16 protein-coding genes, 1 tRNA gene and 1 pseudogene are annotated in these 18,290 nt (G+C 33.1%); 9 read left to right on the forward strand and 9 right to left on the reverse strand.

All coding sequences use genetic code 11. From position 1 onward, the window contains the following. Positions 1–20: 20 nt before the first annotated feature. The 6 genes from RYK20_RS03075 to metF all read right to left on the reverse strand — a co-directional run bounded on the left by RYK20_RS03075 (position 21) and on the right by metF (position 6,195). Positions 21–108 (reverse strand) — tRNA-Ser (locus tag RYK20_RS03075). Positions 109–176: 68 nt separating this feature from the next. Beyond that, positions 177–1,205, reverse strand: coding sequence for an asparaginase (locus RYK20_RS03080; RefSeq protein ID WP_314894382.1), 1,029 nt, complete (start codon positions 1,203–1,205; stop codon positions 177–179). After that, the gene (locus tag RYK20_RS03085) at positions 1,202–2,329 is read right to left on the reverse strand and encodes a 1-acyl-sn-glycerol-3-phosphate acyltransferase (RefSeq protein WP_314894383.1); all 1,128 of its coding nucleotides are present in this window, start codon (positions 2,327–2,329) and stop codon (positions 1,202–1,204) included. The genes RYK20_RS03080 and RYK20_RS03085 overlap by 4 nt, the downstream gene beginning before the upstream one ends. A gap of 57 nt (positions 2,330–2,386) precedes the next feature. Then, complete coding sequence (locus RYK20_RS03090) at positions 2,387–3,157, reverse strand: TatD family hydrolase (RefSeq protein WP_314894384.1); 771 nt, start codon at positions 3,155–3,157, stop codon at positions 2,387–2,389. After that, positions 3,147–5,198, reverse strand: coding sequence for a hypothetical protein (locus tag RYK20_RS03095; RefSeq protein WP_314894385.1), 2,052 nt, complete (start codon positions 5,196–5,198; stop codon positions 3,147–3,149). Before RYK20_RS03095 ends, RYK20_RS03090 begins: the two co-directional genes overlap by 11 nt. Positions 5,199–5,238: 40 nt before the next feature. Then, complete coding sequence (metF, locus tag RYK20_RS03100; protein WP_314894386.1) at positions 5,239–6,195, reverse strand: methylenetetrahydrofolate reductase [NAD(P)H]; 957 nt, start codon at positions 6,193–6,195, stop codon at positions 5,239–5,241. Between the two features lie 262 nt (positions 6,196–6,457). Between metF and RYK20_RS03105 the strand changes: the two genes are divergently transcribed. The 9 genes from RYK20_RS03105 to RYK20_RS03145 all read left to right on the forward strand — a co-directional run bounded on the left by RYK20_RS03105 (position 6,458) and on the right by RYK20_RS03145 (position 14,692). After that, positions 6,458–7,030 carry a hypothetical protein gene (locus tag RYK20_RS03105; protein ID WP_314894387.1) on the forward strand — a complete coding sequence of 191 codons (573 nt, stop codon included), beginning with the start codon at positions 6,458–6,460 and terminating at the stop codon, positions 7,028–7,030. Then, positions 7,030–7,701, forward strand: a complete 672-nt coding sequence (gene rsmI, locus RYK20_RS03110) for a 16S rRNA (cytidine(1402)-2'-O)-methyltransferase (RefSeq protein WP_311455881.1) — start codon at positions 7,030–7,032, stop codon at positions 7,699–7,701. Before RYK20_RS03105 ends, rsmI begins: the two co-directional genes overlap by 1 nt. 58 nt (positions 7,702–7,759) lie before the next feature. Beyond that, positions 7,760–8,443 carry a hypothetical protein gene (locus RYK20_RS03115; protein ID WP_297980197.1) on the forward strand — a complete coding sequence of 228 codons (684 nt, stop codon included), beginning with the start codon at positions 7,760–7,762 and terminating at the stop codon, positions 8,441–8,443. Further along, on the forward strand, positions 8,443–9,120 hold the full coding sequence (gene trmD, locus RYK20_RS03120; RefSeq protein ID WP_314894388.1) for a tRNA (guanosine(37)-N1)-methyltransferase TrmD: 678 nt from the start codon (positions 8,443–8,445) through the stop codon (positions 9,118–9,120). The genes RYK20_RS03115 and trmD overlap by 1 nt, the downstream gene beginning before the upstream one ends. A 16-nt stretch (positions 9,121–9,136) precedes the next feature. After that, complete coding sequence (locus tag RYK20_RS03125; RefSeq protein WP_314894389.1) at positions 9,137–10,276, forward strand: AAA family ATPase; 1,140 nt, start codon at positions 9,137–9,139, stop codon at positions 10,274–10,276. A 10-nt stretch (positions 10,277–10,286) separates the two neighbouring features. After that, positions 10,287–11,240 (forward strand): signal recognition particle-docking protein FtsY, encoded by a 954-nt coding sequence (gene ftsY, locus RYK20_RS03130; RefSeq protein WP_314894390.1) that lies wholly within the window; start codon positions 10,287–10,289, stop codon positions 11,238–11,240. 13 nt (positions 11,241–11,253) lie between these two features. Then, complete coding sequence (locus RYK20_RS03135; protein WP_311455890.1) at positions 11,254–11,631, forward strand: hypothetical protein; 378 nt, start codon at positions 11,254–11,256, stop codon at positions 11,629–11,631. Positions 11,632–11,732: 101 nt separating this feature from the next. Further along, positions 11,733–12,689: a hypothetical protein gene (locus RYK20_RS03140; protein ID WP_314894391.1), complete on the forward strand. Its 957-nt coding sequence runs from the start codon at positions 11,733–11,735 to the stop codon at positions 12,687–12,689. An 11-nt stretch (positions 12,690–12,700) separates the two neighbouring features. Continuing rightward, positions 12,701–14,692 carry a TonB-dependent receptor gene (locus RYK20_RS03145; RefSeq protein WP_314894392.1) on the forward strand — a complete coding sequence of 664 codons (1,992 nt, stop codon included), beginning with the start codon at positions 12,701–12,703 and terminating at the stop codon, positions 14,690–14,692. A 61-nt stretch (positions 14,693–14,753) separates the two neighbouring features. Here RYK20_RS03145 and RYK20_RS03150 read toward each other — a convergent pair whose 3' ends face one another. From RYK20_RS03150 to ansB, 3 genes and pseudogenes are all read right to left on the reverse strand, one after another. Continuing rightward, a complete protein-coding gene (locus RYK20_RS03150) occupies positions 14,754–15,908 on the reverse strand; it encodes a dicarboxylate/amino acid:cation symporter (protein ID WP_314894393.1) in 1,155 nt (384 codons plus the stop codon). Positions 15,909–15,929: 21 nt separating this feature from the next. Further along, positions 15,930–17,135 (reverse strand): annotated as a pseudogene (locus RYK20_RS03155) (porin). A gap of 65 nt (positions 17,136–17,200) precedes the next feature. Further along, complete coding sequence (gene ansB / locus RYK20_RS03160; RefSeq protein WP_314894394.1) at positions 17,201–18,256, reverse strand: L-asparaginase 2; 1,056 nt, start codon at positions 18,254–18,256, stop codon at positions 17,201–17,203. Between the last annotated feature and the right edge of the window lie 34 nt (positions 18,257–18,290).

Consider the following 18,290-nt stretch of genomic DNA (forward strand, 5'->3'; position numbering starts at 1 on the left):
TGATTATGCATTAAATAAAGCAGAGAGGAAGGGATTCGAACCCTCGATACGCTTTTGACGTATACACACTTTCCAGGCGTGCTCCTTCAACCACTCGGACACCTCTCTAAAAGTATTGTTTTACAAGTCGCTAAATTACAACAAAAAATTCAATTGACACATTTTTTAGTAAAATTTTATGATATCTCTCCTTGAATAGCTTTTTCATAACTGATTTTCAATTCTTTACTATTTTTCCCTTTGCCTAATAAATACATCAGCTTAGTAATTGCAGCTTCACTTGTAATATCTTTTCCATTGATTACTCCTATATTCTCAAAATGAGAACCTGCTTCATACTTATTAGGAAGCACAAATCCTCTCATACATTGAGTAATATTTACAATTGCAACGCCTCTATTAATAGCCTTTTCTATAGTATTCAGGAACCAACTTGACGTAGGGGCATTCCCTGAACCAAAAGTCTCCATTATCACTCCTTCAAGAGCTGGAATATTCAAAATACCTTCTAAAAAAGACTCTGTAATATTAGGAAAAATCTTTAGGAATGCTACATTAGGATTAAATTCTGTGAAAATCTTTAATTGCTCCTCTTCTTGAGTTTGCTTCAGATATTCTTTATACACCTTTAGATGAACTCCACTTTCAGCAAGAACAGGATAATTAGGTGAGTCAAAGGCTTGGAAATTTTCAGCATCTATTTTCATAGTCCTATTGCCCCTGTAGAGCTTATACTCAAAATACAAACAAACTTCCTGAATTACAGATTTACCATTCTCTTTTAGACTTGCTAATCGAATGGAGGTAATCAAGTTCTCTCTAGCATCTGTCCTTAAGTCTCCTATTGGTAACTGAGAACCTGTAAAAATAACAGGTTTTGCCAAATTTTCTAACATAAAACTTAATGCAGAAGCAGAATAACTCATTGTATCACTTCCGTGTAAGACAACAAATCCGTCAAATTTGTGATAGTTTTTTTCTATACTATAAGCAATTCGCTTCCAATATTCAATATTCATATCAGATGAATCAATTGGAGGCTCAAAAGAAATATGTTCTATATCACTATCCAATTGTGATAACTCAGGAAGTCTCTCCTTTATTTTTTCAAATCGAAAGGGACGTAAGACTCCTGTTTCATAATCCTTTACCATACCTATGGTACCTCCTGTATAGATGAGGAGAATTTTTGTTTTGTTAGTCATAGCTTTAGCTTATTAATAACAGGATTAGCATACATTTCTAAGAATTTTGTTCTAGAAATATCTTCCTCCACATTACTCCTATTTTCCAATCGTCTTTCAAATTGTCTTACTTCTTTATCTGTATATTGTTCTTTGAACTGTTGTTGATTAGTAAGAATATCATAGGCAATATAGTTTGTTGGAAATAATCTATATTGAGAATGAATTTTAGTATCCAAAAGCTCTACGACGGCTTGAATCTGTTTGTTTATATGTTCTTCTTCTTTTTCTATAATATCCAATTCCTCATACAAAGGAGTTCCTACAGAGATATGGACACAGCCCTTCTGCCCTACAAATCCTTGTACGATATTATTGAAATCTTCATTTTCACTCTTTACATACTCTTTACCGTGATGCTGAGCCAACAACGCTGGCATCTTGAGTACATCTGTAGGATCCAGCTCATAGGAGATAGCCATAGGAACGATATGGAGTTGCTTGAAATAATTCATCAGAGAGACATTCTTAGGACAATTCATAGAAAGCATTTTTATAACTCCCTGTTGCGTCCTATCATTACCATCCTTAGTTCTCCCTTCACGTTGGGCAATCCATACAGAACGATTTTTTTCTAAAAGGCAACGAGCTATAAATTGAGAAACGATTTGTGATTTCTGTAAAGTTTCTCTAGCAGGAAGCCCCCTATGTATAATGAAATTTCTATTAATTCTAGCAAAAGCGGATAAAAATGGGGTTTTTACCAAATTACTCCCTATTGCGGAAGCTGTCATCTTGAATCCTTTTTCGTATAATAATACATTAAGAAAAGAGGTATCCAAGATAATATCACGATGATTGGATATAAATAAATAGGCATTAGAAGTATTCAACCTATCAAAACCTTGATCAGAGAATTCTGTTACGCTCTTACTAATGGCTCTCTTGATAATGGGATACATTATTCTTGACTGAAAATCTCGAATTTTCCTACAAGAAAGTAACAATTGCATCTGTTCCTGATTGTCTAGTTCAGGGAAGCCAAACTGCAATAGCTGAAGAATAGTGGGATTATCTTTTATATAATTCAATATCTCCGAAATCTCACTATCGTGAAAAGGACGTATCTGAGAAAAATCTGTCAAAATGTTCTATGTTGAATAACTTTGCAAAGTTACATAAAATTTCCTAATTTAGAAAGATTAAATGCTGAAAATTTCCTTTGCATTTTTTGTAGTTTGCTTAATAATTTCATTTTCAGAGAGGTTATATATCTCTGCTAGTTTCTTTACAATATAAGTAAGATAGCTACTTTCATTGCGTTTTCCTCGAAAAGGAACAGGAGCCAAATAAGGAGCATCTGTTTCCAGAACAATATTTTCCAAAGGAATCTCGTTAAGAAAAGTATCTAGTTTTCCATTCTTAAAAGTTACAACTCCTCCTATACCTAATTTTAACCCAAAGGAAATAGCTCTTTCTGCTTGTTCTTTATTCCCTGAAAAACAGTGAAATATACCAAATAATTGCTTATCCTTTTCAGATTCCAATACTTCAAAGACTTCCTCAAAGGCTTCGCGACAATGAATTACAATGGGTAAGAAATGTTCTTTTGCAAGAGCTATCTGTAATCGAAAGGCTGTTTTTTGTTCCTCTAAAAAAGTTTTATCCCAATAGAAATCTATTCCTATCTCTCCTATGGCATAAATATCTTTCCTATGAGTTTTCATCAAAGATATTACGTGGGAAAGTTCCTCTTTCCAATTCTCCTTTACACTACAAGGATGCAAACCATTCATCAAGAACATCTGCTGAGGATATTCTCTTTTTAAACGAAACATTCTTTCTGTATACTGAGCATCGATAGCAGGTAGAAAGAAATATTCTACACCTTGCTGCATAGCTCGTTGTATTACTTCTTTATAATCTGTATCAAAATCTTCTACGTATAAGTGTGTATGTGTGTCAATTAACATTTGTTTTTTCTTTAAATTCGAGTAATTTTTCTAATGTATCCTGATAATATTTATCATCAGGAAAGAGAGAAAGAGCGGTCTCTACCCAAAGAATTGCTTTTTGAATGGTTTCTTTATCACTAATCTTTGCCTGATATATGCTCCAAGCTATATTATTAGCTCTGTTGGCAAAATTTTTTTTGAAAAAATGCCAATTATTAGAAGGATTTTGTGTATATGCCTTATCTAGAGCTACAATAATATGTGTTTCTGTTGAGGTAAGATTGTTATAGTATTTTTCAAAAATATTAATTGCTTCGGATAAATCATATTTATAAAGAAAATCAATATAATTACTCTCTGAAAAAACTCCTTTCTGAACCCCTTGAGCATATACTTGACTAATTTTTTTTATTGGTACAATACCAGATGAAGCTATCTTATGAAGTGTGTTTTCCATATGAGACTTACTAGAGGGAATTTTTCCATACAGCTCTGCTTTTATTTGTTGTTCATTGTAATCTTCAATTGCTTGATAAAACTTTACTTGATAGGCAACAGCATCTAAGTCAGCTCTATTAGGAATAGAACCTGAATAAAAAATAGCTGCAAAAAGCCGTTCATTTTCAGCCTTTGATAATAATCTTGCATAATCAGTATCTAGAATTTTATCTTCTTTATGGCTATCTATGAGTCTTTTCCACTGAAAAAGAAATTGTTTTGGAGTTAATTTCAAATCATACATTGCTATACGATTTCTGTATAAATTACTACTATACCTATGTGTTTCCAGATTCTTTTTTGTAAGATGTGAGCCTTCTTTTTCCTTTACATCTGGTCGTTCTCTTGCAAATAGATAGGCATTTAACTCATAACCATCAGTAGCTTGATAAAGAACTTTCTCCACTTCTTTCAAAGGAGAGGAAGGATTGCCTAATATTTTATCTAATTTCCTAGCCAAAGATAAGCTACAGAAGTATTTTTGGTACTCTTCATCCATTATTCGGCTATCTTCCTCATCTTTTTCTATATTAAACTTATCATAAAAGACTTTTTCTCCATCACTATCCAAAAAAACTAAAACATTATCATTGGGAATTCCTCTTTTCTTAAGCCACTTATTATAGTCATCTGCAGAAGCTAGATAGAATTGATAATAAAGCACTCCGTGAGGGTATTTGGGTTCAGGATTTTTTATAAGAAACCATTTGTACAGCTTTGATGCTAAAGCAACTTTAGGCTGATAAAAAACTGCTAAAAGCTTATTTTGTTCTGAAGCCAATTGTATCGCTTTTTGAATGGATTCAGCTTGAATAGGAAGTTCCTCATCAACCTTTTTTTCTAAAGTTTTGGTTTCTCTTTCAAAGGGAACAGTTATACCAGGAACCTCAACAAGGTGTTCCCATCCAGATACTTTCTTGCTTGATACAGGCTTCTGGTAGCTGTTAGGAATTACCCTATCATAGCGATTAATATCATTATCTTTTATAATAAGATACTGATCCTCTTCATTATAGAAAGCTTTTGTATAAATAGCCCCTCCAATATAGAAAACATCTATAGCATTCGTTTCTTCTCCTATAACAAATTTTTCAATAGTTACCTGCCTATTCTGTTGAGCTGAAGAATAGTATTTTCGCTTAGCATCTACTAAGTAAAGATTTTTTGTACGAGGAATTTCTATTGATATTTCTCGTCCTGGAGAATATTTTTTAGCAACCCAAAGGTATTCTATTTCACCTTTATCATTTTCATAACCGACATACAAATAGAAAGGGTTTGTTGGATCAAAATCATCTTCTTTTTTCTTGAATGTAAGTTGCAAAAGCGAGGATTTTCCTTGTTTTTTTTCTATTTCAAATGAAAATTTGGGTATAAGTGTTATTTCATTTCCTTCTACAGTATAATATCCTGATGAATTTATAAAATCATAGGTGTAATCACTATTAAGCTTAATGGCTGTATCATAGTTATTTTCATTTGTATTATAGAATCCTTCTACATTATTTTTCTGTGAGAATATAGCAGAAGAGTATAAGAAAAAAAACAGTATCTTTCTCATTATGATTTATTTGCAATAGAGAAAATAGACTTCTCTGTAATTAAAAAACTTTTGATATAATCTGAATAATATTCTCTGATTTTCCCATAGAATAATAATGCAAAGAAGGAACTCCTGCTTGTTTTAGCTCAATACTTTGCTGAATAGCCCACTCCACTCCTACTTGTTTTACCTCTGCATTATTTTTACATTTTTCTATTTCCTTAACAAGCTCTTCTGGAAAGTCTAAGAAAAAAGCTTGTGGAATAATATTAAGATGTTTTTTTACACTAATAGGTTTAATTCCTGGAATAATAGGAACATTTATGCCCATTTGTTTAGCCTTTTCTACAAATTCAAAGTATTTTTTATTGTCAAAAAACATCTGAGTAACAATATAATCTGCTCCATTATCTACTTTCTCCTTAAGCTTTTCTAAATCAAACACTTTTGATGGAGATTCAATATGTTTTTCAGGATATCCTGCCACTCCTATACAAAAGTCCATTTTTGTATTTGCCTCAACGTCATCGTGGAGGTAAATTCCTTTTCTTAAATTGTCTATTTGTTTTACTAAATCAAGAGCATAGGCATTTCCATTCTTTGTAGGACGAAAATATCTTTCCTCTTTCATTGCATCTCCCCTCAGAGCCATAACATTATCAATCCCTAAGTAGAAACAATCCACAAGTAAGTCTTCAGTTTCCTCCTTGGTAAAACCTCCACATAATACGTGTGGAACAGTATCTACATCATACTTATGCTGTATTGCAGAGCAAATACCAACAGTCCCTGGGCGCATACGAGTGAGCTTTTTTTCTAGTAATCCGTTAGGATGTTCTTTATAATAATATTCCTCTCGTGCAGTAGTCACATCAATAAAAGGAGGTTTGAACTCTAATAGAGGTTCTATATTTTTATACAAATCTTCTATATTATTTCCTTTCTTAGGAGGAACAATTTCAAAGGAGAAAAGAGTTTTACCTTTTGCTTGAGCGATGTGTTCTGTTATTTTCATTTTACAATTTGTTTAAGTAGCAGTGTATTTGTGTGCAAAAGTACATATTTTTTAGTATTTATCAACTATAAAAATAAAAAAATATAATTTTTTCTTCTTAGAAAAGAAATTCTGTTCGTAAATTATTTGTGTTGAAACCAATTAAATTTTGGCAATAATTTAAGAATAAAGAGAAAATACTATCCAGAGCCACTTATCTATAATTATTTTTGTATCTTTGCACCAATTAAAATTATCTTCAATATAAAATTCAATCTGCTGTATGAAAGAAGAAATTCAAATGGAGGTTGTGCAAATTGCTCAGAAAATATTAACCAATCCTGCTTTCTTAGATGATTCAGGTCTTTTAGTTAAAGAATTGCATAGGCTCTATGAGCGTGCTTTAATCTTTCACTTTTTAGAAAAAAATCTTCCTGAAACCCTTAAGCCTAACCGAGAAAATTCTCTTCCTCAGGAGAAAATTTCTGAAAAACCAAGAGAGGAGAAGCCTTCTTCTAATGATTGGGAACAAATTCGTGCTCAAGCACCTGAAAAAGAAATCGTTTTTGAACAAAAAGCACCCTACAAAGAATCTCATCAGAAGACTCTGAATGACAGTATCTCTGTCAAGCAACTCCAGATAGGGCTGAATGATCGTATTGCGTTTATTTCTCATCTTTTTAACGGAAATACTGATGCCTATAATAGAGCTATTGAAATGCTTAATAATCTTCATTCTCCTGATGAATGTTGGGATTTTATCCTTAATAAAGTAAAACCTTCTTTTAATAACTGGCAAGGTAAGGAAGAATATGAAGATCGATTTTTCTTAATTATTTCTAAACGATTTGGATAATGGGAAAGCTATATATTGTTCCAACTCCCATAGGTAATTTGGAAGATATCACACTAAGAGCTCTGCGTATTCTCCAAGAGGTAGATATCATCTTAGCTGAAGATACCCGTACGAGTAAGAAATTATTACAACATTATGTAATAAATACTCCTATGCTATCATATCACAAATTCAATGAGCATCAGAATCTGCAGAATTTTATTAAGCAATTAAAGGAAGGCAAACAAATAGCCTTAATAAGTGATGCTGGAACTCCAGCTATTGCTGACCCTGGTTTTTTATTAGTTCGTGAATGTATTCTAGAAAATATTCCTGTGGAATCACTCCCTGGGGCAACGGCTTTTGTCCCAGCTCTCATAAATAGTGGTTTTCCTAATGACCGATTTGTATTTGAAGGCTTTCTACCAGACAAAAAGGGAAGAAATACGAGACTACAAAACCTCAAGGAAGAAACTAAAACAATGATTTTTTATGTTTCTCCTCACAAATTAACAAAAACTCTGAATGAATTTATAGCTTTATTTGGTGGCTCCCGAAAGGCTAGCATCAGTCGTGAACTTACTAAAATATATGAAGAAACCGTAAGAGGAGAATTGTCTGAAGTGCTAGATTATTTCACAAAAAATCCTCCCAAAGGAGAGTTTGTCCTTATTCTTTCTGGAAAAGAATAGTTGATTTTCTCTTATATTATTTACTAAAAATAGAAACCTTCCATATTAATTTGTTAATATGAAAGAAAACCTGTACTTGTTATCAAAAAAAATAGTATTTTTGCCGTTGAATAAAAATGTAAAAAATTTAATTGGAATGACACGAAGATTTTTAATTATAAGTTTTAACTTATTTTTACCTTTACTTATTTCTGCTCAGAATGAACCTAAGGAAACTCCTCAAGAGGAAAAACAATATCCTACAACCATTGAAGGGCAATTTGACCAACTAATTGAGAAATCAGGAAATTGGGAAAAATACAAAATTGTAAAGAAAGAAAGCCTCTATGCTATCAAAAAAAATATGCTTGATAGTATATACCAACAAAGAAATTTATTACAAGAAAAGTTAGATACAATCTATAAGCAATCTAACCATATTGGAGAATTAAAATCTAAAATTGAATCTCTTGAAGAAAATCTTGAAAAAGAAGTTACTCAAAAAAATAGTATAAATTTCTTTGGAATTCCTTTAGAAAAAGATATTTATTCTTCTATTGTATGGGGCATTATTCTTGTTCTAGGAGTTCTTTTAATAGTTTTTATTTCTAAATTTGCAAAATCCAACAGTACTACCAGAAGTACCTTAAAGGACTTTGAAGATCTTCAGAATGAATATGAAGAATACCGAACAAAATCCATAGAAAGAGAACAAAAGGTACGTAGGCAATTACAGGATGAAATTAACAAACATCGTTCATAATGCGGATTGATATTATAGCTGTTGTCCCTGAATTACTCCGAAGTCCTTTTGAGCATTCCATTTTCAAGCGTGCTGTAGAAAAGGGTCTTGCCTCTGTTCATTTTCACGATTTACGAGAATATGGATTAGGAAACTATAAGCAAATTGATGATTATGCTTTTGGAGGAGGAGCAGGAATGGTATTAATGATAGAGCCCATAGATGCTTGTATTTCTTCTCTTAAGGCGGAGCGTACTTATAGTGAAGTTATCTACCTTACTCCTGATGGAGAAACTCTGAATCAGCCTATGGCTAATTATTTGTCTTTACAAGAGAACATCATTATTCTTTGTGGGCATTATAAAGGAGTAGATGAGCGTGTCCGAGAACATTTCATAACCAAGGAAATATCCATTGGTGATTATGTTCTCTCTGGAGGAGAATTGGCTGCAGCTGTTCTGAGTGATGCCATCGTTCGGCTCATTCCTGGAGTTCTTTCTGATGAAACTTCAGCTCTTACAGATTCCTTTCAGGATAACTTGTTAGCCCCTCCTATCTATACGCGTCCTGCTGAGTACAAAGGATGGCAAGTACCTGAAATCCTGCTCAGTGGAAACACTCCTCTTATTGAAAATTGGCGGGAGGAACAAGCCTATATACGTACAGAAAAAATGCGTCCAGATTTGTTAAAAAACTAAAAATTATAAATAATTAATGAAAATAAAAGAATCCAGATTCTATAGAGAAATAAGAGTTTTAGAACTTAATGGTGATGATCAAGTCCAGTTAATGGATAAGAATCGTTACCTAACCTCTAAAGCTCCTTTCCGTTATCTTCTGTCTGATATATTGTGTGATGTTTATCTAGCAAATGAAGATCTTATTATTCATCGAGATAAGTTACAACATTTTATAAAATGTACCGATTTTCATACCTTAGACTATTCTTCTAAGAATAATAAACTTTATGAAGATGAAGAATGTTACTTTCATCCCAAATTAGACGTTTTTATCCTCATTTCTCATAATCTTTCTAATGATTATGACTCAGAAATGTTTGAAGAAGGACTTTATAAGGTAAATTATGTATTTTATAATAATACAGACCCTAATATTCGGGAGAATTTAAAGATGTTCTTTGCTGAATATCTAGAAAAATATCTTCCCAAGAAAGCCAAAGTATCTATTTTACTAAGAACACAACAAGGATTTGATGTAAAAACACATACCATAAAACCTTTTCGTATTGATTTTGATAAAATGTATAATGATGATTTCATCGAAGTACATAATCGTGTAAAACAAAGCATCACGGATGAGAACAAAGGAATTGTACTCTTCCACGGAATTGCAGGATCTGGTAAAACTAATTATATAAAATGGCTCACTAGTCAGATTCCTAATAAGAAATTCATTTTTGTTCCTACATCTATGATAGCTTCTTTGACAGATCCATCTTTTATAGGTGTGTTAATTGATCACAAAAATTCTGTATTAGTACTAGAGGATTGCGAAAACTATATTGCTGAGCGTACTGCATACAATAGTAATACTGATGTAGTATCATCTATTCTGAATATTGCTGATGGTATGCTTTCTGATATTCTAGAATGTCAGCTCATATGCACTTTTAACTCTGATATTTCTAAAATAGATTCTGCTCTCCTTAGAAAAGGAAGACTCATTGCTGAATATAAGTTCAAGGAACTTTCTGTAGAAAAGTGTAATAATTATTTACGTTCTATAGGTAAGCAACCCAATATTACACAACCTTGTTCGCTAGCAGAACTTACCAATATGGAAACAAAAAGTTTCAAAGAAGAGGATAATAGCCCTAAAATAGGTTTTAAATAAATCAAAAGTTATGAATTTTTTCAAAAAATTATTTTCTTCTGAGAAGAAGGAAAGCCTTGATAAAGGATTAGAAAAGTCCAAAACTTCTTTTTTTGATAAATTAACCCGTGCTATTGCAGGAAAATCAAAAGTTGATGATGATGTTTTAGATGAATTAGAAGGTATCTTGGTCAGTAGTGATGTAGGAGTTGATACTACCCTGAAAATTATTGACCGTATAGAAAAACGAGTTTCAAGAGATAAATATCTGGGAACTAATGAACTAAATAAAATCCTAAGAGAAGAAATTGCAAATCTTCTTTCTGAAACACATTTGGGTGAGGAAACTGATTTTTCTATTCCTACCAACAAAAAACCTTATGTAATTATGGTTGTTGGAGTAAATGGTGCTGGAAAGACCACAACTATAGGAAAACTTGCTTATCAATTAAAGCAAAAAGGATTAAAAGTTATCCTAGGAGCTGCCGATACTTTCCGAGCAGCTGCTATTGATCAATTACAAGTATGGGCAGACCGAGTTCAAGTCCCTATTATCAAGCAACAAACAGGAAGTGATCCAGCTTCTGTAGCCTATGACACTCTATCTTCTGCCATCTCTCAAGGAGCTGATGTAGTTATCATTGACACAGCAGGAAGATTGCATAACAAAATAAACCTAATGAATGAGCTTACGAAGGTAAAACGTGTTATGCAAAAGCTCCTTTCAGATGCTCCTCACGAAGTTCTCTTAGTCCTTGATGGGTCTACTGGGCAAAATGCATTCGAACAAGCTAAGCAATTTACAAAAGCAACTGAAGTTACAGCACTTGCAATCACTAAGTTAGATGGAACAGCTAAGGGAGGCGTTGTTATTGGTATCTCTGATCAATTCCAAATTCCAGTGAAGTATATTGGTGTTGGAGAAGGTATTAATGATTTACAAGTATTTAACAAATATGAGTTTGTAGATTCTTTCTTTAAATAAGGTAAGATTAATAATGAAAAAATGCTCTCGCTTTTTTATTTTATTTTTCACTTGTATAACACTATTTAGTGCTATTCGAGGAGGGCTTTTTTTCTCTTATTACTTAATCAATCCTAATCACTTTATTTCAATTTTTTGTGAAAATAAATACAATGTAAAAGAACATTGTGATGGAAAATGTTTCTTAGCGAAGGTTTCTTCCGAGAATACTTCTGAGCAAAATGATTTCAAATTTGACTTTACCAAACTACAAACAGAGTTTTTTATTATAGAATTTCCTACATTCAAGCCTTTTATTAGTGGTATTTCTGATATTACACCTAATTTTTATTATAAATATCCAATTTGGGAGTCTATTCCTGTAAAAATTCAACAGCCTCCTATCATATAATTTTACAAATTTTCAAAAGTATTTCAATTTCTAATTTTTTAGCTTATTCATCAAGCTAGAAATATGCATTTTTATAATATTTAATTATTAATATAAATAAAATGAAATTTGTAAAATTTATTCCTTTTTTTATAGTTCTTCTGTTTTTTTCTTGTACTGTAGAAAAAACGCCTTTTGGTAATCGCCTTAATTTTAGAGCTCGTGGTATCCAAGAAGAAGCTACACACATCAACAATAATAACCACCTTATCTCTATAGAAGCCTCTGATGGAGAGTTCTTACGTGGTTACAATGAGCTTTCTGTAAAAATAGTTACTGCTAACACTTTTGAACGGTTAAACGTCCAGAGAGTAGAGCTTTTAGTTACTCGTACTGATGAGAATGGTAGGCTCACTTCTGCTCCTCATAGTCGGGTACTCAGTAATGAAGATGATAATCTTATTTTCAAGGGTTTTGCTGTCTTTGACACTCCAAAAAACTATTCCGTACTGAATGGTACTCATTCTGGAATCAAGACAAATTGGCATATTTATTTGAATTATGTCATTGATAACATAACCTATAAAGCAGAGAAAGAGATAGAAGTTTTGGATACTCGTAATCCTAACCTGAATATGACACAGTTTGTAGGAAATGATGGAAAGCAATATTATATTGCTCTTATAGCACCTGAGCTTCCTAAAGTTGCCATCAATAACTTGATTGCAGGAATATGGGTACAAGAGGAAACTTCCTCTCTTCCTGAGCTTATTAACGGAAAACCTAATCCTAATAAATTTATTTATTCCGTAGCTAATAATTATATCCTAGAACTTGATCCTCGTATGCCTGGTGAAGATATGGGAAATCATTCTTCGCCTAATAATGAACACCTTACACAGAAAGAAGATGGGTTCTATCATGGAAGAGTTAATTATACGATGACTGGGTATTGGACACTGAATTTTATCCTTAAGAACCATCTGAGGAATGTAATAAAAGGAACTGAAGTTTCTAGAAGAGTCCAAATGGGAGTGTTTGGAGAACAAAGCGAACTTCATATTGATATCTTGTTTTAATTCTTAGAGATATGAAAAAAATCACGATATATATTTTTCTATTATCAAGTATATTTTCCTTTGGTCAAACAAGAAAGAAAGATACTATTGTAAGCCTTAAAGAGGTTGTCATCGAAGAGAAATTACGTAAGGAACGTATTCAGTCGGAAGTAAAACTTGCTTGCTCTGTAGATGAATATCTGGCAACTTCTAATAATATCAGCTTTATCAAAAGAGGAGCCTATGCTTGGGAGCCTATGCTTAATAATATGAATACGGAACGCTCTACTATTACTATTGAAGGAATGCACGTATTTGGAGCTTGTACTGACAAAATGGACCCTGTAACTTCTTATGTAGAAACTAATAATCTCTCCAAAATTGATATTCATTCAGGACAAGAAGGAGGTATGCATGGAGCTACAATTGCAGGAGGTATCGACTTGAGACGCAAGCAAATTGCTTTTTCTGAAGAACCTAAGCTTGGCGGAAATACCCAATTAGGCTTTCAAGAGAATAATAATCATCGGTTTGCCTTAGCGGATATTCATTATTCATCTTCTAAATTTGTAGCTGATGGAACTGCCGCCTATCGTAAAGCCGAAAACTATAAAGATGGAAGAGGAAATAGAGTGAAACATTCTCATTTCGAAAAATATAATACTTCCTTAGGATTAGCTTATAAAACAGGAGACCTCTCAGCTGTAAAAGCAGATGCCATTTTTGATGTAGCTAAAGATGTAGGATATCCCGCTTTACCTATGGATACATGGCTTGCCCGTGCATTAATTTCTTCTGTTTCTTTCAAGCAACTTTTTGAAGAAAAATCATTAAAAGTATGGGATTCAAAATTCTACTTCAATGCAATAGAACATTATATGGATGATACTACTCGTCCTGAGAATCTTGTGCATATGGATATGCCCGGCTGGAGTACCACTTATGGACTTACTTCTAAACTTCTTTTCAAAACAGATAGCCATACTACTGATATTCAGCTTAATGGATACTCAAATTATTCCTTAGCAGAAATGACAATGTATCCAAGAGACAGAAGTAAGGTAAAAGGATTTGCTTTCACTTGGCCTGGGGTAACTACCAACTATGGAGGAATTTCTGTATCTAACCAATGGGATATGAGTGAAAGAGAACAACTTATCTTTGGAGGAACTATTGGAGTTCATCATAATCACATAGAATATTTAGATTTTATTCGTGTATTTAACCAAAATACAGCTGATTCTCCTGAACAACGAGTACGATTTCTCCCCAGCTTACATTCTTCCTATCAAATAAAGCTAACTCCCATTACATTTTCCTTAGGAATGGGCTATGGGCATAGAGCTCCCTCTGTTTCTGAGGCTTACGGATATTATATATATAATAGCTTCGATAGATATGATTACATAGGAACGCCTAATCTGAAAAACGAAATTTCTTATGAAATTAATGGAGGAATTTCTTTTGAGAAAGAAGCTTTCATAATGGAACTTAAATGTAATTATTTTTATATTGAAAATTATATTCTAGGGAAAATTCTCAATGTTGCTTTCCCTATGAATGCCGCTTCAGTAGGAGTGAAAAAATATGAAGCCCTAGAATATGCTAAAATATTCAACAGCTCACTAAACTTCCGTTATTCCTTCCTTGAGGATTTTCAATGGAAAGGTAGCCTTAATTATGCCAAAGGAATTGATTTCAATAATGAAAATCTGCCTTTTATACGTCCTTTAAGTTATCAGTCCAGTATCAATTATAGAAAGAATCAGTTTGGATGTACTTTTGCCGTCAATGGTGATTTTACACAAACCGCTTATAGCCCTCAATATGGAGAGGATAAGACACCAGCTTATATCGTATATAATTTATCAGCTAATTATCACTTTCCTATCGGGAAAATCCACTTACAAGCGGAAGCTGGGGTTGAAAATATAATGGATACTTACTATAGCACCTATGCTGATTGGGGAAATATTCCCAGAATGGGTAGAAATATATTTACTAGCATAGGAATTTCCTTTTAGATATTTATATAATAAAAGAAGGCTACTCTTTCAAGTAGCCTTCTTTATTACAATTATTTTTTTAAGACTTTTCTATCTTATCTACAATAAGAGTTACTGCTCCATCTCCTGTTACATTACAAGCTGTCCCAAAACTATCCATAGCTACATAAAGTGCTATCATCAATGTTTGTTGCGCTTCAGAGAAACCTAACATAGAATTAAGAAGCCCCAATGATGCCATTATGGCTCCTCCTGGTACTCCTGGAGCTGCAATCATAATAACTCCTAACATCATAATAAAACCTGCAAATAGTTCTATATCAAAAGGCATTCCTTCTATAAGCATCAAAGCCATTGCACAAGCTGTAATTTTCATAGTGCTTCCTGAAAGATGTATCGTAGCACAAAGAGGAACTACAAAACCAGCTATTCGTTCTGAAACACCCATTTTTACCACTTGCCTCATTGTTATAGGAATAGTTGCTGCTGACGACTGAGTTCCTAGTGCTGTGGCATAAGCTGGAAGCATCCTCCATAAGGCTTTAAAAGGATTCCGGCGCGCTATACCTCCCGCAATTAAGAACTGTACTATCAGAAGAACGAAATGCATTATAAAGAGTACCCCTATAAGCTTGAAGAATACAGTTATTATTGAAACTACTTTTCCATCAAAGGTAATCTCAGCAAAAAAAGCCATAATATAATAAGGTAATATGGGAATAATAGCCCTACTGATAAGCCAATTAATGATATCTCCAAACTCTTTTATCATCTCTGATAGTATTGATTTTTCTCTTAAAGAAAGACCTATTCCTAATATAAATGAAAGTATCAGAGCACTCATCACTCCCAATATAGGAGGCAATTCTATAGAAAAATAAGGAGCTAGAGGAACTCTTTCCCCAATTTCACTAATATGCTGTCCCTTAAGTAGATAAGGAAAAATAGATTCCGCTGTGAAGTAAGTAGAAAATCCTGAAAAAAGAGTAAAAGAATAAGCTATTCCTATAGTAATAAGTAATAGTTTCCCTGCACTTTTCCCTAGATCACTTATTGAAGGCATTACAAGCCCCATTATAATAAGTGGAATAGAAAAATTAAGAAAACTCCCAAATAGATTCCTGAATGTAAGAAGTATTCTATAGAACCACTCTGGAGCTATTTTCCCAAGCAAAATTCCTATCAGAACACCACAGAACACTCTAAATAGTAGATTATTATATATTTTTCTCATTACTATATTTATTTTATAACATTAAAATGCCTTAATACGATACATCATTCCTATACTAATTCTATTGGTAACAGTGATATTGCTATCAATATTATATTTATAATCATATTTTCTTCCTATATAAGCCAAGAAAAAACGTAAATCTTGGTCTTTAAAAGGTAAATACTCCACTCCAGCATAATAACCAAAGGATTTTCTCTCATTATCATAAGTTGCTGTAGGGAGCTTAGTCTCTTTTGCATTGGCAGTCTCATACATCCCTTGTACAAATAGATTTATTTGCTCTGCTGGCTGATATTCTCCTTTAAGAACAAATGTATTATAGGAGGTATCTTCCAAGTATTTAGGTGTAGTTCCCAAGGTATATACAGAAGCATATCGCAATCTGTCAAGGCTTTCATCTGCTCTCATATAATCAAAAAAAGCTTGAAACTTAGGCAAATTCAGGCGAGTCCCCAAGGTTAGCATTGTATTGAGTTTGTTCTCTGCTTCTTGTTGCATTCCCCAAGCCCAACGTGTTTGTAATACATTATCAAAAAAGCTACCATTCCAATTGAATATATATGCCAAAGGACTTTTGCTCTCCTTAATTCCAAGAGTATTATCTCCATAGAGCTCTTGGAAGGTATTATTACGAACATCTGTTATTTGGATATTAAACTCGTGATTTTCATTAGGATGATAAGTAAGCATTCCTCCAAGCATAAAATTATCCATATTATCTATAAAATCTGAATATTCATAGATATTCATAGGGTTAATATCAAATTCAAATCCTCCCCAAGCCTGACACATTTTCCCTGCTGTGACGGAAAACTTATCATTCAGGTGGAAACGAGCATAAAGCATATCGGTAGCTCTGGCTAGATTATCCAATCCTGCTGCAGAAGTAGGTCTGTTCAATCTATGTCGAAAGCGATAGAAAATACGTTCTGTGAGATTTCCTTTTATTTACAAACGCAACTGACGCGCACGGAATTCTACTTTGTTGGTGTTGGAACCTATTGAAGTATATTTTTGCATATTAATTCCATCAAAGCTAGATTGGAAGTTAAAGAATACATTAAACTTTTGTAAGGGCTCCTCTTTTTGTATATTTTCAGTAACTTGGGTATTCTTTATTTGTTGCAATTCTGCTTTTAATTGGTCAATTTGCCCTTGTAAATCCTCTTGAGCGAAAGCTCCTATAGAGAATAGAAATATTGCTGATGTAAATATCTTTTTCATCTTTCTGATTTTTTATAAAATAATAAATACCAATAATAATTATTAGTCATTATTGGCATCTGCAATTAATATTCGTTAAAAAATTGCTGTATTTGCTTCCAATCTTTTGTTTTTGTAAGTGATAACATAAGTAACACTCGTGCTTTTTGAGGATTGAGTGCCTGAGAAGCTACAAATTGATATTTAGCATCATCTACTTCGGCATCAAGAGTAGTAGCTCCTGTAGGAACACGTGAAGAACGAACTATCTGGATTCCTTTTTGCTGTGCTTTCACGGCTAGGTCAAATATTGTATGATAAAAATTACCATTTCCTACCCCTGCATGTACAATACCATCAAATTTTGCATCAATAAAAGCTTTCATTGGAAGTTCTGATACATTGGAATAGCTATAAACTATTCCTACTTTGGGTAAAGACTTAAGGTTATCCACGTTGAAAACGGATTGTGTTGTGTGTTTGTTGGTAGGAGTACGAGAGAAGAAAACCTTACCATTATGAATATAAGCCAAAGGTCCATAAACAGCTCCTTTAAAAGTATCTACAGAAGTAGTATTTGTTTTTATAACATCCTTAGCATCAAGGACAATATCATTCATACACACTAAAACACCCTTTCCTGTGGCTTCTTTATCAGCAGCTACAGCTACTGCATTGTATAAGTTCAAAGGACCATCTGCACTCATTCCTGTAGCGGGACGCATAGCTCCAACAAGCACCACTGGTTTTGAGCTATGAACTGTAAGATTAAGGAAGTAAGCTGTTTCTTCCATCGTATCTGTACCGTGAGTAATTACAACTCCATCATATCCTTCCTTATTAAGTAGTTCATTAATTCGTTTTGCTAGTTTCAGCCATACATCATCATTCATATCCTGAGAACCTATCTTTACTAATTGTTCTCCTGATACATCTGCTAGATTCTTAACCTCTGGAACAGCTTCCAATAACTGATATATTCCTAATTCTCCTGCTTTATAGTTGGTCTCAGTAGCAGACTTACTAACCCCTGCAATAGTACCACCTGTTGCAATAATACGTACTTTAGGTTTTTGAGCGAAAGCTACCACAGACATCATTGTTAATAATGTAAGTGTAATTTTTCTAAATGTCTTTTGCATTTCTTGTTATTTTTTTATTTATTAACGACAAAGA

It is taken from the genome of uncultured Capnocytophaga sp. (assembly GCF_963525585.1).
GTDB lineage: Bacteria > Bacteroidota > Bacteroidia > Flavobacteriales > Flavobacteriaceae > Capnocytophaga.

Bases quoted from the DNA above. Each gene is read 5' to 3' on its own strand.
- ftsY (WP_314894390.1), top strand. From the start codon at position 10,287: ATGAATTTTTTCAAAAAATTATTTTCTTCTGAGAAGAAGGAAAGCCTT.
- RYK20_RS03140 (WP_314894391.1), top strand. From the start codon at position 11,733: ATGAAATTTGTAAAATTTATTCCTTTTTTTATAGTTCTTCTGTTTTTT.
- metF (WP_314894386.1), bottom strand. From the start codon at position 6,195: ATGAAAATAACAGAACACATCGCTCAAGCAAAAGGTAAAACTCTTTTC.
- trmD (WP_314894388.1), top strand. From the start codon at position 8,443: ATGCGGATTGATATTATAGCTGTTGTCCCTGAATTACTCCGAAGTCCT.
- RYK20_RS03125 (WP_314894389.1), top strand. From the start codon at position 9,137: ATGAAAATAAAAGAATCCAGATTCTATAGAGAAATAAGAGTTTTAGAA.
- RYK20_RS03145 (WP_314894392.1), top strand. From the start codon at position 12,701: ATGAAAAAAATCACGATATATATTTTTCTATTATCAAGTATATTTTCC.
- ansB (WP_314894394.1), bottom strand. From the start codon at position 18,256: ATGCAAAAGACATTTAGAAAAATTACACTTACATTATTAACAATGATG.
- RYK20_RS03150 (WP_314894393.1), bottom strand. From the start codon at position 15,908: ATGAGAAAAATATATAATAATCTACTATTTAGAGTGTTCTGTGGTGTT.
- RYK20_RS03095 (WP_314894385.1), bottom strand. From the start codon at position 5,198: ATGAGAAAGATACTGTTTTTTTTCTTATACTCTTCTGCTATATTCTCA.
- RYK20_RS03135 (WP_311455890.1), top strand. From the start codon at position 11,254: ATGAAAAAATGCTCTCGCTTTTTTATTTTATTTTTCACTTGTATAACA.
- RYK20_RS03115 (WP_297980197.1), top strand. From the start codon at position 7,760: ATGAAAGAAAACCTGTACTTGTTATCAAAAAAAATAGTATTTTTGCCG.
- RYK20_RS03090 (WP_314894384.1), bottom strand. From the start codon at position 3,157: ATGTTAATTGACACACATACACACTTATACGTAGAAGATTTTGATACA.
- RYK20_RS03105 (WP_314894387.1), top strand. From the start codon at position 6,458: ATGAAAGAAGAAATTCAAATGGAGGTTGTGCAAATTGCTCAGAAAATA.
- rsmI (WP_311455881.1), top strand. From the start codon at position 7,030: ATGGGAAAGCTATATATTGTTCCAACTCCCATAGGTAATTTGGAAGAT.
- RYK20_RS03080 (WP_314894382.1), bottom strand. From the start codon at position 1,205: ATGACTAACAAAACAAAAATTCTCCTCATCTATACAGGAGGTACCATA.